The organism is Chryseobacterium sp. PCH239 (assembly GCF_018924625.1).
Classification (GTDB): domain Bacteria; phylum Bacteroidota; class Bacteroidia; order Flavobacteriales; family Weeksellaceae; genus Chryseobacterium; species Chryseobacterium cucumeris.
On the sequence record NZ_CP073027.1, the window covers coordinates 2577862 to 2591826 of the forward strand.

The window sequence follows — 13965 nt, forward strand, 5'->3', positions numbered from 1 at the left end:
TTTATAGAGAAAGATTCACAATCACCGGAAAATGGTCTGAAGGATACAAAAGATTTTCTCTTCTGTCATTGATGTGTCGGTGAAATCTTATTTTAAAGCCTTGTGTAAAAATATAATCTATTCTGTCTTTTGGAACTTCATTCACATTGAAGCCTGTGAAAGTTCCTACCGGGCCGTAATGCTTCGTCTCTGAATGATAGAAAGTATCTTTCATATTCTGGGAAAGGATTTTAATCGGTTCTGAATCATCTGTAAGGTTAAAATCTCCGCTCAGCGTTACCGGAAGATTTTTTGGATTCAGTTCTTTGATCTTTTTCAGAATCAATTCGGAAGATTTTACTCTTGCCACATTTCCTACATGATCAAAATGAAGATTCATGGCCAGGAATTCTTTCTTCGATTTTTTATCTTTAAATATGGCGTAAGTACAGATCCTGTTCAGTGCCGCATCCCAGCCTTTTGACGGTTTTTCCGGAGTTTCAGATAACCAGAACGTCCCGGATTTTACAATTTCTAGTTTGTTTGTGTCATAAAAGATAGCGGAAAATTCTCCTTTTTCTTTGCCGTCATCTCTTCCTACTCCGATATAATCATAGTTTTTTAATCCTGATTTAATATCTTTCATCTGTTCCGGAAGCGCTTCCTGTACTCCGAAATAATCAGGATGATAATACGTCAGTAAATCGGCAACATCCTGCTTTCTTTTTGGCCAGGCATTGTCTTTATCCGACTCTACATTCAGTCTGATATTAAAACTCATTACGGTAAGGTCCTGTGAAAATCCCAATGCAAAAAACATCAGAAACACCATTGAAAATCTGAAATTCATATGTTATTTTATCATTAAGAGACAAAAATAAAACTTCTCTGTGACAGAAAAGCCTTATTGATGTGATTATATTGTTAAATTATCTTTTTCTTCTTCTATAGATATAAAATACTCCTGAAATTCAGACTCCAAAATGGAAATGTTACTTTCTAGCTTTACAACACCAATGGTTTTGTAGTGAGCAGCCAGTTTTATGCCTTTATTTTTGAGGAAAACTTCAAGCTTTTTTAAATTTATATCTTTCTTTAAAACTGCGAGATAAGTGATCATAAGTATATCTGTATTAAACCGTTTCCAATATCTCTGTATTTTATACCTTCAATAGGTCTTGCTTTGTTTTCAATCAGTTCCCAGATCTCTTTTGCTGATTTGTTAGGAAACTGTTCCATATACAAAGCGGCAAGTCCGGAAACATGTGGTGCAGCCATACTTGTACCGCTCATGCTGTAGTACAAATTACTTTTATTTTTTGCATTTTTAGGATACGAACTGATAATATCGACTCCGGGAGCACAGACATTGATACTTCCTCCTGTAGACGGGTTGAGGCCTGCATTTGAAAATCTTGCAATCTTCATCTGAGCGTCAATAGCTCCTACGGCCATAATTGATTTTGAATTGGCCGGCATTGAAACAGGTTGTGGAATCTGCGGTCTGTTGCTGTCATTTCCAGCCGCTGCGATAATAAGGCAGTTATTTTCCAGTGCTCTTTCTCCAATGGTTTCAAAAAGAACAGACGGCTGATCATCAAACTTCACCGGAGAAGCTAGTGAAAGAGACAATATTCTGAAATTCTTCGAAATGGCCCAGTCTATCGCATCAATGACACTGCTGGTAGTTCCTCTTCCATTATCTGCGAGCACTTTTGCTATTTTCAGGTTGCAATCCTTAGCTATTCCGTAACGTCTTCCGTTATCACTTCTTGTATTTCCTGCAGCCACTCCTGCACAGTGTGTGCCATGTCCGTTGGGATCTCTGTTCCAGTCCTCACCATCTATAAAAGATTTCCCTTCAATTTCTTCAGCGGAAAAATCGGGATGGGACGTTTCAAGGCCGGTATCAAGAATACAGATATCAATTCCTTTTCCTGTATAATTTGCATTTTCCAGTCCGATTGCTTTTAATCCCCATTCCATTTCAATGAATGATTTTTGAGGCAAAGGTTTATTTGTGATATATTTTTCAAGTTCTGAAATTTTTTCTGCAAGCCCAGCCGACTGCTTTTTAAGCTCATTAATCAATTGCAATTCATCTGCAGGAAAAAACTCTCTTTCTTTTTCGTAGTATACAATAGAATTGGATTCATCTTTCACAGCACTTTTCAATTGATCTTCATCCATATTTTCCACCACCAAAACCCCAAGATTTTTGTAAAGTACGCCATTGTCCTTATTAATGATTTCAAAAGAACGGTTTTCTTTAGACAGCAATTCTGAAGAGGTGATACTCACTTCCAGCTCTTTTTCAATTTTTTTAAGTGCATTTTTCTGCTGGTTCTGCAGCAGAACAATATATCTTCCAGTTTCCATAATAATCTTTTTTAAATTAATTTCAGAAATATCTTTTCGAGAATAAGAAAAATATCCTCCGGAATAATGGTCAGTCTAAGTTTCTTATTAATCCCGGATATCGCTGTATTCTGTTCAGCCAGTGAAGTCCAGAAACGTTCAATTTTAGGAACGGAATTCATATCTTTCAGCTTTTCATCGTCCAGAATTCCATTCTGATATAATGAGACAATGATTCCTGAAATAAGTTCTTCCGCATCCTCAAGTTTTTTGTTTTCCCTGGCATATATTTCCATCAGAATATCATAAATACTTTCCATCCCGTTAAATGAGAATCCTGCGAGCATTTCTCTTCTTCCCGTTATTATTTTTTCCATTTTAATAGGATTAAAGCCTCTTTTAACGGTAGAAATCATATTCATTACCTTCAGCACTTCAGATTCATGACTGGTGTTTCCTTTGGTACGGAAATACTCCAGAACCTCGTTGAGAAACGCATCGAACCGGGCATCAAAGTCAAATGATTTTGACAGGTATAAAGCCTGAACTTCATTGAACTGTTCCAGCAGTTCTTTGATTTTCTGTACCGTAAAGTGAATAAGTTCCTGCATTACTCAAAAGTTATCTGTTCTATTTCGTTGCCGTCTTTATCTTTGTAAGACACAATCCTGATTCCTTCTTCCTCCATTTCCACATGAAGATTGATGAATAGTTTATCTTTATCTTCTGCTGCGCTTGTATTGGGATCAATATAAATGCTGTTCAACTTTGCATTCACCAGCGTATATTTATTCAGCAGAACTTTTGAAAAAATTTCTTTCAGTTCATCAGTTTCTTCTTCTGTTCCTTCCTGAGGTCTAAATATTCCGGAATTAAGAAGCTGCATTTTATTTCTGAGATCCAGTTTGAGCACTTCATTGGCTGGGAGCTGCCCGAATTTCTGATCATTTTTTTCCAGTTTACTGAACAGGGTTTTAAACTCTTCAGTTTGAATCTGTCTTTTATTTATTTCAGGAATATTAAATTTCTTCTCCTTATTCACCAGACGGATTCTTTCATTTATTTCTGTTACAAACTGATCTTCATTCAGTTTAAAATTATATTTGGAATCCGAATCGATATCAGTGATTTTAATCGGAATATCCATCTTTACACTAGGCAGAGCATAGCGCGGAACCTTAAAATACTTAAGATATTCATGGCGGGCATATTCTTTGGCAATAAGAACCGCATTTTCGTCTGCTTTTTTACGAGCCTGAATTATCTCGTTGTTGAGATAATCCAGGTAATCTGATAGTTTTATCATCTTTCGTAAAATCTTTTATTGTGAAAGAAGTCCAAGCACTTTTTCAAGCCCTGCAGGCATTTCGTCATTGGTGGCACGCACTTTTACCCCAAGAGAATATTCTTTTTCCACTTTGATTCCTGTACTGGAAGTTCTCTTATAGGATACGTCCACTTTGAATTTCACAGGTCCCCATCCACCGGATACTCCGGCATTGATCCCGAATTCATCACTTACGTCTTTTGTGTATGTAGAATTAAGTTTAACATTAAAGTCTACTTCACAGGTCTCAATTCTGAAGCTCGGAACATTCAGCAATGCAATAAAAGGCACTGAAATTTCCACGTCGTTCGGAATCGTTTTTGGGTTACTAGCACTTACCGGCTCATCTTCTTTAAAATCGGGATTCGGAATATTTTTTTTGTACTTGAATTCTGCCATTCTCAGTTTTTTAGGGCTGGCAGCATTGGCTGGATCTGTAAGCTCGAACCCGACTTCGTTGATGAAATTAACGGTGGCAATTGAGGCATTGGACTGCGCTTTTACACAAGCATCCAAAGGTCCGCCAATAATAGTCGCAAAGTCGATGCTTCCCAATTCTGCTGCAAAATCTGCATTGGCAGCATCTGAAGTTCTGAAGATCTCCTCATCGGCAGCCATTCTACCGGCAATCAGTTTCATGATCTCAGAAGAGGCACCGGAAAAAGATTTTTCCCACTTTTCATCATAATTCTTTTTGAACTCGTCTACGATGGCTAATAATTCTTTATTCGTCAATGAACTCAGTTCTGAGGTTTCAATTCCTGACACTTTTTCATAGACTGCCGGAGTCAGTACTTTTTCTACTCCCGATAAAAGGTCGATTAACTCATTTTTTGTTTTTTTGGCGTGGCTTGCTTCAAGCACCGATTTTAATGTTTCCATGTTTTTTGTTTTGATTAATATTGTGGGACAAAATTATATCACTGACTACCAAAACATTGTAGGGAAACCCCTCTACTTATCCCGGAAAAACACCCTAAAAATAAAAAGCCTGAACTTACTGTTGTAAGTTCAGGCTTTTATACTGCACAATTTTATCTTATATGAACTATGCAGGTCTTCTACTATTATTTTCCAGATTGACATCCGGAACAACAGAATTCGGATCCAGTTTCACCTCATCAATTTCCTTGCTGGATTCTACCTTGAATGTCCATTCAGTATTTCTTTTCCAAACTTCAACAGGAATTTTTACCATCTGTGTTGTTCCGTCTTTGAATTTGATTTGTACGGTTGTAGGCATTGGCAGCTGTCCAATATTTTCAACCGTAATCTGAACGCCGTTTTTAAAGTTTCCGTTTACATATTGTACGTTCTTAACCGCCTGATCAATTTTCCATTTATTAAAGAACCATCCTCTCCAGAACCAGTTCAGTTCTTCTCCGGAAACGTTTTCCATCGTATGGAAGAAATCCCATGGCGTCGGATGTTTGAATGCCCAACGGTCAATATAGGTTCTGAATGCTTTGTCAAACTTTTCAGGTCCCAGAATTGCTTCTCTTAAAACTTCCAATCCTGTTCCCGGCTTATAGTAAGCCAATGCTCCGATACTTCTTTCTTTCATATTATCCGGACCTACCATTACAGGCTCCAGGCTGTCGGTTAGCAGATACGTTCCTGATCTTGCTAGATTCGGTTTACGGTAATATTCTCCTTTATTGAAAGCTTCCGTTGAAAGCCCGTTAATGAATGTATTGAACCCTTCATCCATCCATGCAAAAAGTCTTTCATTAGATCCAACGATCATAGGAAACCAGTTGTGTCCGAACTCATGGTCTGTAACCCCCCAAAGATCTTCTCCTTTGGAATCCATATGACAGAAAACAATTCCCGGATATTCCATTCCACCTTCGTTTCCTGCTACATTGGTGGCAGCCGGATAGGTATATTCATACCACTTTTTTGAATAATGCTCTATGGCCGCTTTAGTATACTCTGTAGATCTTCCCCACGCTTTATCACCGGCACTTTCTACTGGATAAGCAGAAATAGCTAAAGATTTCTTTCCACTGGGTAAATTGATTTTTGCAGCATCTAAAATAAATCCGGCAGATGATGCCCATGCAAAATCTCTTGTCTGATTAATTTTAAATTTCCAGGTCTTTGTTCCTGAAGTTTTATTTTTACCGATTTCAGACTCAGGGCGGATCATTACCGTTTTATCACTGTTTCTTGCCTCATTCCATCTGTTGATTTCTTCTTTGCTGTACACTTCTTTCTCATTCAGAAGTTCTCCGGATGCTACGACATAATGATTAGCCGGAACGGTAATATTGGCTGTGATATTTCCATATTCTAAATAAAACTCCGAAGCACCAAGGTAAGGAAGCGTATTCCATCCCATGACATCATCATATACGCACATTCTCGGATACCACTGTGCGATGGTAAATATTTTACCGTTTTTAGTATCCTGAACTCCCATTCTGTCTGAACCATACTCAGGAGAAATAAAAGAATATTCTATTTCTATCTTTGCCACACCTCCATTGGCTTTCAGCTCTTTGGGAAGATCAATCTGCATCCTTGTATCGGTAATGGTGTATTTTACATCTTTCTTACCATCCAGTTTAACTGATTTAATGGTATATCCACCGTTAAATTCTTCACCATGAGCTCCGTTTCTGCTCCCGGATAGCGGCACTACACCATTTCCTCTGGAATCTTTTGCAAACAGATTCTGATCCAGCTGCAGCCAGAGAAAACCTAATTTATCAGGACTGTTGTTGGTATAAGTAATCTGCGCTGTACCGGTAATTTCTTTTTTATCTTCATTCAGGCTGACGTTCAAATGATAATCTGCTGAATTCTGCCAGTAAGCATGTCCCGGCTGTCCGCTTGCAGAACGGGTAGCTGTACCTGTCTGCGGATAAAAGAACGGCTTAAATGCTTCTACATAATCATATTTCGGAGTCTGCTGTGCATATGCAGATCCTGAAAAGAGGACAACTGCAAGCGTCGAAACAAGGGTTGGAAGTTTAAATTTCATTTGAAAAAGTATTATTTAGTGTATAGGTAAAAAAAAATCCCGGATTTGTTACATATCCGGGAACTTTTTTAATATAAGTTTAATTTAGTTTGACTTTTTTGCTTTAATCATGGCTTCCAAAGCATCCCACATTTCACGAGGAATCGCCTCAAGCATATTAAATTCTCCAGCTCCCTGAAGCCATTCTCCACCATCAATGGTTACCACTTCCCCATTCATATACGCTGAATAATCGGAAACCAGATAAGCCGCAAGGTTTGCAAGCTCCTGATGTTCCCCCACTCTTCTCAACGGAACTTTTTTCTTCATATCAAATTTCTCCTGCAGATCTCCCGGAAGAAGTCTGTCCCAAGCTCCTTTGGTTGGGAAAGGTCCTGGTGCAATGGCATTGAAACGGATTCCATATTTTGCCCATTCTACAGCCAGTGATCTGGTCATCGCCAGAACTCCTGCTTTTGCACAGGCTGATGGCACTACATAGGCAGAACCTGTCCATGCATAAGTGGTTACGATATTCAGTACTGTTCCCGGAGTTTTAGAATCGATCCAGTGTTTTCCTACTGAAAGGGTACAGTTTTTTGTTCCTTTTAAAACAATATCAAGGATAGAGTCAAACGCAGAGTGAGTCAGTTTTTCTGTGGGAGAGATAAAGTTTCCCGCAGCATTATTCAATAAAATATCAATCTTTCCGAATTCTTTCAGAGTTGCTTCTTTCATGGCTTCCACCTCATCCCAGTTTCTTACATCACAAGCTACACAAAGCACTTTCCCTCCTGTTTCCTCTTCCAGTTCCTTGGCTGTTCCCTGTAATTTTTCCAGGTTTCTGGAAGTAATCACTACTTTGGCACCCAGTTCAAGAAAGTATTTGGTCATTGCTTTTCCAAGGCCGCTTCCGCCTCCTGTTACAATCGCTACTTTATCTTTTAGTGCACCTTCGCGCAGCATAGGTTGTGTATATAGACTCATAAAATATTTTTTCTTAAAAATACTAAATATTGAAATGCAATCCTTTAAAATGGGTTGATAAATAATGCTACAAATAATTGTTCCTTATATTATTCTTAAATATAGATCAACTATTTAAAAAGAAAATAGCCTGATAATAATTACCCGGCTATTTTTTCATTTGTTAAAACAATATATTAAGAAGCTACCACTCCTTTGAAAGAAAGTGTCTTAGGAGTTTTGCTGTCACTAGTAGTAACGTTTACAGTCTTCATAAATGGTCCTACCGCTGCTGCGTTATAGCTGGCTTCTACAAATCCTTTTTTCCCTGGCTGGATAGGTGTTTTTGTATAATCTGCAGTGGTACATCCGCAAGAAGGAGCTACATTCTGGATAATGATTGGTTTTGAACTTGTATTCGTAAATTCAAATCTGATCAATTTCGGTTTTCCCTGAGGAATATTTCCTACATCGATAGATTCTGATTTCCATTTAATAGCATCTGCTACCATTTTCACAATGGATGGAGCGTCTGCAGTAAGTACATTAGCATAAAAAGGAGAGAATGCCAACACTGCCAAAAGAGCTGTAATTTTTAGTTTTTTCATGAGTATAAATTTTAATATTTGAAACTGATTATTTTCTTTCGATATAGCAAATGTAAAGCAGACTGTGATTACAACTTGTTAACCGCTATCTAACATTTGTTAACGAGTTGTTAATAATAAAAGATAAATAGCTATTTTTGGATAATATTGTTTCAGGAAATGAAAATAAAAAGACTCAATATTATTATAACGCTGGGATTCATTGCTATTATCGGAATTTTAATAGCACAGCTGATGTGGACCCGGCAGGCTTATAATCTTGAAGATAAAAAGTTCGATCAGAAAGTCAATATTGCTTTAATGGAGGTCGCAGAAAAACTTTCCGGAGGAAAGACATCCTATACTGAAAATCCCGTACAGAATATTGCCAACGATTATTATGTGGTTAATATCAACAATGAATTTCACCCCGTAGTTCTTGAATATTATCTGAAAACAGAGTTTACCCGCTTCCAGATCAACACAGATTATGTGTATGCATTATACAATTGCCACAGCGATAAAATGATCTATGGAAAATACATGACCTCTCATCAGGAAAGTCCCGGCAGCAAGGTGATCAATTTTCCGAAGCATAAAAATCTGATCTATTACTTTTCCATACGCTTCCCGGACAAAACTACTTACCTGATCAGTTCATTACGGTTCTGGTATCTGCTTACATTTGCTCTTATTATCATACTTCTGGTATATGTGTATTCTATCTATACCATTATTCAGCAGAAAAAGTTCTCGGAACTGCAGCGTGATTTTATCAATAATATGACTCATGAGTTTAAGACTCCTTTATCCTCTATACTTTTAGCTTCGGAAGCGCTTAATAAACAGGAAATGGTACAGGAAAACTCTAAACTACAGACGTATACTTCCATTATTATCAATCAAAGCCACAAGCTCAATAGCCACATTGAGAAAATATTGAATATTGCGAAGAACGATGCAGCCGGACTATCATTAAAACCTCAAAAAATCCTGTTACAACCTTTTATTCAAGAGATTGCAGATAATATACAGCACAAAAATAAAGATCTCAGCATCGAAATCGATATTGAAAACAGTACTTCGGTAATGGCAGATGAATTTCACTTTACCAACATCATTTATAACCTGTTGGATAACTCCATTAAGTATTGTGAAATAAAACCTGTCATTAAAATTTCAGCTCACAAAGATTCAAAAGGATTATATTTAAAGTTTAAAGACAACGGAATGGGAATTCCCGCTAAAAATATTCCTCATATTTTTGAAAAATTTTATCGGGTACATACCAAAAGAAGTGAAGAAGTGAATGGTTTTGGTCTTGGATTATTTTATGTAAAAAAAGTCGTTCAGCAGCATCACTGGAAAATTTCTGTAGAAAATAATGAGGACAAAGGAATTACTACAACACTCTTCTTCCCGTTTTCAAATTAATCATGTATAAGTATGGAGAAATCTAAAATTTTATATGCCGAAGATGACAAAACAATAGCTTTTCTGGTGGAAGACAGTTTGGAAAGTTATTATGATATCAGCTGTTATTCTGATGGAGAATCTGCGTTGGAAGCATTTAACAGCCAGGATTTTGATATCTGCCTTCTGGATATTATGATGCCTGGCATGAACGGATTTGAGGTGGCACAGCGAATCCGCAGTAAAAATGCTGAGGTTCCGATTATTTTTATCTCTGCAAAAGCTTTAAAAGAAGATAGAATTAAAGGGCTTAAAATTGGAGCTGATGATTATCTGGTAAAACCGTTCAGTATTGAAGAACTGATGTTGAAAATTGAAGTTTTTCTGAAACGCACTAAGAAATCGGATACTTCCCCTCTACAATATAAAGTGGGCAAATATGATTTTGATCCAAAAAATTACACCCTGAAAGGTGCGGAAAACAATATTACCCTTACCCAAAGAGAGTCTGATCTTCTTTTATATTTTATCCGCCATAAAAATCTGGTGGTTAAAAGGCAGGAAATTCTAAAGGCCATCTGGGGTGATGATGATTATTTTATGGGACGAAGCCTCGATGTTTTTATTTCCCGGCTGAGGAAGGTACTGGTTGCAGAACAGAACATTTTGATAGAAAACCTTCACGGAATAGGTTTCCGATTTTCTGAAAAAGAATAAATAGCCCTTAACTACTTTAAAAACACAACAGAAAATGATGATTTTAATTAATTTTAAACTTTGAAAAATTGTCATTAATGAAAAATCGCAAGTCTATTGTTTTTCTTTCTCTAGCATTTTTAAGTGCAACCTTTCATGCCCAAAAATTTGAAAAATTAATACAATATGTCAATCCTCTGATCGGAACTGAAAAGATGGGACATACGTATCCGGGAGCCACCGTTCCTTTTGGTGCCGTACAGCTAAGCCCTGAAACAGACACCATTTCCTATGAACTCAACGGAAAGTATAATGGCGAGGTGTATAAATACTGTGCCGGCTACCGATATGAAGATAAAACCATTGTAGGTTTCAGTTCTACCCATTTCAGCGGAACAGGACATTCTGATCTGGGAGATTTTCTGGTGATGCCTACCATAGGAAAACTTCAGTTGAATCCGGGAACAGCTTCCCATCCGGAAAGTGGCTACAGAAGCAGATTTTCACACCAGAACGAAACAGCAGAAGCCGGATATTATAAAGTAAAACTGGATGATCACAATATCCTTGCAGAACTGACTGCCACACCAAGAGTAGGAATTCATCGCTATACTTTCCCGAAATCTGACCAGGCTCATATTATTCTTGATCTGATGGCTGGTATTTATAATTATGACGGGAAAAATGTATGGACATACGTTCGGGTAGAAAACGGAAATACCATCACAGGTTATCGGCAGACCAATGGCTGGGCAAGGACCAGAACCGTTTATTTCGCCATGAAGTTTTCAAAACCTTTTAAAGCTTACGGTCAGCAAAACTATGATGAAAAGCAGGTTTACAAAGGATTCTGGAGAAAATTCGACCAAAATCAGAATTTCCCGGAGATTGCAGGAAAGAACCTGAAAATGTATTTTGATTTTGATACCAATGAAAATGAAGCGATTGAAGTAAAACTGGCCATTTCTCCTGTAAGCCAGATCAATGCTTTGGAAAACCTCGAAAAAGAAGCCGGAAATATAACCTTCGATCAGGCTAAAACTCAAGCCCAGGACAATTGGAATAAGGAATTAAATAAAATTGTCATCAAAGGTTCTGATACGGAAAAAAACAACTTCTATACAGCAATGTATCATACCTTCATTAATCCTACCACTTATATGGACGTCAATGGAGAATATAAAGGGCTGGATCAGAATGTTCATAAAGCAGATGGCTTTACCAATTATACAACCTTCTCTCTGTGGGATACCTACCGCACACTACATCCATTCTTTAATATCATCCAGCCTAAACGGAATGGTGACATGGTAAAATCTATGATGGCTCATTATAGTCAGTTTTCAATGAAAATGCTGCCCATCTGGTCACATTATGCAAACGACAACTGGTGTATGAGCGGATACCACAGTGTAAGTGTAGTAGCTGATGCCATTATTAAAGGAAATTATAAAGGTGATCCTGAAGAAGCATTGAAAGCTTGCATAGAAACTGCTAATAAAAGAAATTATGAAGGCATCGGACAATACATTGATCTTGGATATATTCCTGCTGAAAAGAACGGAACTTCAGTTTCCAATACATTAGAATATGCCTATGACGACTGGGCGATTGCTCAACTGGCAAAGTATTTAAACAAAACAGAAATTTATAATCAGTTTATCAAACGATCTGAAAACTGGAAAAATAATTTTGACAAAACCATCGGGTTTATGCGTCCACGTCTGGCAGATGGAAGCTTTAAGAAAGATTTTGATGTGCTAAGTACTCATGGGCAAGGTTTTATTGAAGGTAACTCGTGGAACTACAGTTTCTTTGTCCCGCAAAATCCTGATGAACTGATTACGATGATGGGTGGAAAGAAGAAATTTGCATCAAAACTTGATGAGTTGTTCTCCATGCATTTACCTGATGAATTCTTTGCAGACACTGAAGATATTACAAGGGAAGGAATTATCGGTGGATATGTTCACGGAAACGAACCTGCTCACCATGTTGCCTATTTTTATAACTGGGCCGGACAGCCATGGAAAGCACAGGCACAAATCCGCCGTATTCTGGAAATGCAATACAAAGCAACACCAGACGGGCTGGGCGGAAATGATGATGCCGGGCAAATGAGTGCATGGTATATTTTAAGTTCATTAGGTTTTTATCCTGTAGCTCCTGGATCAGAGAACTATTCTATCGGAAGCCCGGCGATTGATCACGCTGTACTGAATCTGGAAAATGGAAAAACCTTTGAAATTGAAGCAATCAACCAAAGTCCAGAAAATGTGTATGTTCAGAAAGTTCTTTTGAATGGAAAAGAGATTAAAAACTTTACATTAAAACATTCTGAGATTATGAATGGAGGGAAACTTACTTTTTACATGGGGAATAAAGCGAAAAAGTAAGATATTCTCGAAGATTGAGCGGATGAGCGGGTTTAAAAATCTGCGTAATCTCCTACATCTATGAGAATTAAGAATAGGTTTTGGCTGAAGCCAATGTGGGAGATCTAAAATAAAAAGAGCGGGCTAAAGCCCGCTCCTATTGATTATTATTTTTCAGCACATTTTTCTTTATACAATTTGGCTCCTTCTGTTTGTTCCAGATCGTTTAATTTTTTCAATGCAGTACATGCAATATCTGATTTATTCTGGGCTAGAGAAATAGAAACTATATTATATAGTGCATCGGTATTAGTATTGTCATTGTCATAAGCTTCATTAAAGAAGTAAATTGCATTATCAAACTTTTGTTTGTTGAGGGCATCCATTCCTTTATTGAAATTATCTGTAGAAGCAAACTTATTTTTAGTAAAAACAGGAAATTCTTTAGCATCATTTGAAAAACCATAAAATCTGATACCCATTGTGCTTAATCCACTTCTATTTCCATTCTTAATGCTCATTTCATAAGGAATAATAATTTTTTCAAAACTCTCAAAGCCTGTTAAATCCCAAAGGTGATAATTTTTCTCAATAGTTGTTTTGAAAAAAGCAATCCCTTTTTGATTAGCTTTAGTCTCGTCTTTATATTCAGTTTCTACTTCAACCTTTTGTTTTTTAGGGAAAATTAAAATATTACCTTTTGAACTAAAATTGTAAAAAAAATCTTTTTGTGAATAATTCTCTAATATTTCAGAAATAATATTTCTTTTTAATGAGGGTGTAAAATTTTTAGAAGCAATTATAATAGAATCATTCTTTTTCTCTTTCACAAAATTATTAAGTACAATTGAACTCTTTATAAACCACGTCTTTTTTATTTTATCTGGAGAATCTATCCCGACAATTCTTTGTATCACAACTAAGGAATCTGCAGTTAATTTTTCAATTTGATACCCCGCAAGATCTGATGTTTTCATTAATTCCTTTTCTAATTTGAAGTCCATACAACTCCCTTTATCTAAAATCAACGCATCTGTAAATAAACAAAGGTTATTTCCTTTTATTTTCCATACTAAAACTTGTGATGGCCTTTGAGATAAGTCTCTGCTGCCATCCAGCATACTAAATTTTACCCTCGTCCATGAAGAATTTGCAAGTAATTGAGTATTTATTTGTGAGGTAAGCTGTAAAGAAACTGAGAGAAATAAGATTAAAAAGAACTTATACATTGATTATTATTTTTTCGCACAAAACTAATTAAATAAAACTTCATGAAAAGTATGCCTCCAATATTTT

Annotated in this window: 13 protein-coding genes; 3 read left to right on the forward strand and 10 right to left on the reverse strand. The window is 36.8% G+C overall.

Translation table 11 applies throughout. The annotated features are described in order from the left end of the window. Window position 1 precedes the first annotated feature (1 nt). The 9 genes from KBP46_RS11940 to KBP46_RS11980 form a co-directional block, all read right to left on the reverse strand. Window positions 2-829: an endonuclease/exonuclease/phosphatase family protein gene (locus tag KBP46_RS11940; protein WP_216443350.1), complete on the reverse strand. Its 828-nt coding sequence runs from the start codon at window positions 827-829 to the stop codon at window positions 2-4. Between the two features lie 66 nt (window positions 830-895). After that, on the reverse strand, window positions 896-1099 hold the full coding sequence (locus tag KBP46_RS11945) for a hypothetical protein (RefSeq protein WP_062672242.1): 204 nt from the start codon (window positions 1097-1099) through the stop codon (window positions 896-898). Then, a complete protein-coding gene (locus tag KBP46_RS11950; protein ID WP_123279584.1) occupies window positions 1096-2358 on the reverse strand; it encodes a S8 family serine peptidase in 1263 nt (420 codons plus the stop codon). Before KBP46_RS11950 ends, KBP46_RS11945 begins: the two co-directional genes overlap by 4 nt. Window positions 2359-2369: 11 nt before the next feature. Next, window positions 2370-2948, reverse strand: coding sequence for a hypothetical protein (locus KBP46_RS11955; RefSeq protein WP_062672246.1), 579 nt, complete (start codon window positions 2946-2948; stop codon window positions 2370-2372). Continuing rightward, window positions 2948-3643, reverse strand: coding sequence for a hypothetical protein (locus KBP46_RS11960; RefSeq protein ID WP_062672247.1), 696 nt, complete (start codon window positions 3641-3643; stop codon window positions 2948-2950). Before KBP46_RS11960 ends, KBP46_RS11955 begins: the two co-directional genes overlap by 1 nt. A gap of 15 nt (window positions 3644-3658) precedes the next feature. Next, window positions 3659-4546 carry a DUF2589 domain-containing protein gene (locus KBP46_RS11965; RefSeq protein WP_062672248.1) on the reverse strand — a complete coding sequence of 296 codons (888 nt, stop codon included), beginning with the start codon at window positions 4544-4546 and terminating at the stop codon, window positions 3659-3661. A gap of 166 nt (window positions 4547-4712) precedes the next feature. After that, complete coding sequence (locus KBP46_RS11970; RefSeq protein WP_216443351.1) at window positions 4713-6653, reverse strand: M1 family metallopeptidase; 1941 nt, start codon at window positions 6651-6653, stop codon at window positions 4713-4715. An 84-nt stretch (window positions 6654-6737) separates the two neighbouring features. Beyond that, window positions 6738-7619 (reverse strand): SDR family oxidoreductase, encoded by an 882-nt coding sequence (locus KBP46_RS11975; RefSeq protein WP_062672250.1) that lies wholly within the window; start codon window positions 7617-7619, stop codon window positions 6738-6740. 176 nt (window positions 7620-7795) lie between these two features. Continuing rightward, entirely contained in the window at window positions 7796-8206 is a 411-nt protein-coding gene (locus KBP46_RS11980) for a DUF1573 domain-containing protein (protein ID WP_062672251.1), read from the reverse strand. Between the two features lie 159 nt (window positions 8207-8365). Here KBP46_RS11980 and KBP46_RS11985 point away from each other — a divergent pair, with 159 nt between their 5' ends. The 3 genes from KBP46_RS11985 (at window position 8366) to KBP46_RS11995 (ending at window position 12690) form a co-directional block, all read left to right on the forward strand. Further along, window positions 8366-9619 (forward strand): sensor histidine kinase KdpD, encoded by a 1254-nt coding sequence (locus KBP46_RS11985; RefSeq protein ID WP_216443352.1) that lies wholly within the window; start codon window positions 8366-8368, stop codon window positions 9617-9619. Between the two features lie 12 nt (window positions 9620-9631). Then, window positions 9632-10315: a response regulator transcription factor gene (locus KBP46_RS11990; RefSeq protein WP_216443353.1), complete on the forward strand. Its 684-nt coding sequence runs from the start codon at window positions 9632-9634 to the stop codon at window positions 10313-10315. A 77-nt stretch (window positions 10316-10392) separates the two neighbouring features. Next, window positions 10393-12690 (forward strand): GH92 family glycosyl hydrolase, encoded by a 2298-nt coding sequence (locus KBP46_RS11995; RefSeq protein ID WP_216443354.1) that lies wholly within the window; start codon window positions 10393-10395, stop codon window positions 12688-12690. Between the two features lie 146 nt (window positions 12691-12836). On the opposite strand, the gene KBP46_RS12000 is transcribed toward KBP46_RS11995, so the two are convergent. After that, window positions 12837-13898 (reverse strand): hypothetical protein, encoded by a 1062-nt coding sequence (locus KBP46_RS12000; protein WP_216443355.1) that lies wholly within the window; start codon window positions 13896-13898, stop codon window positions 12837-12839. Window positions 13899-13965 lie beyond the last annotated feature (67 nt).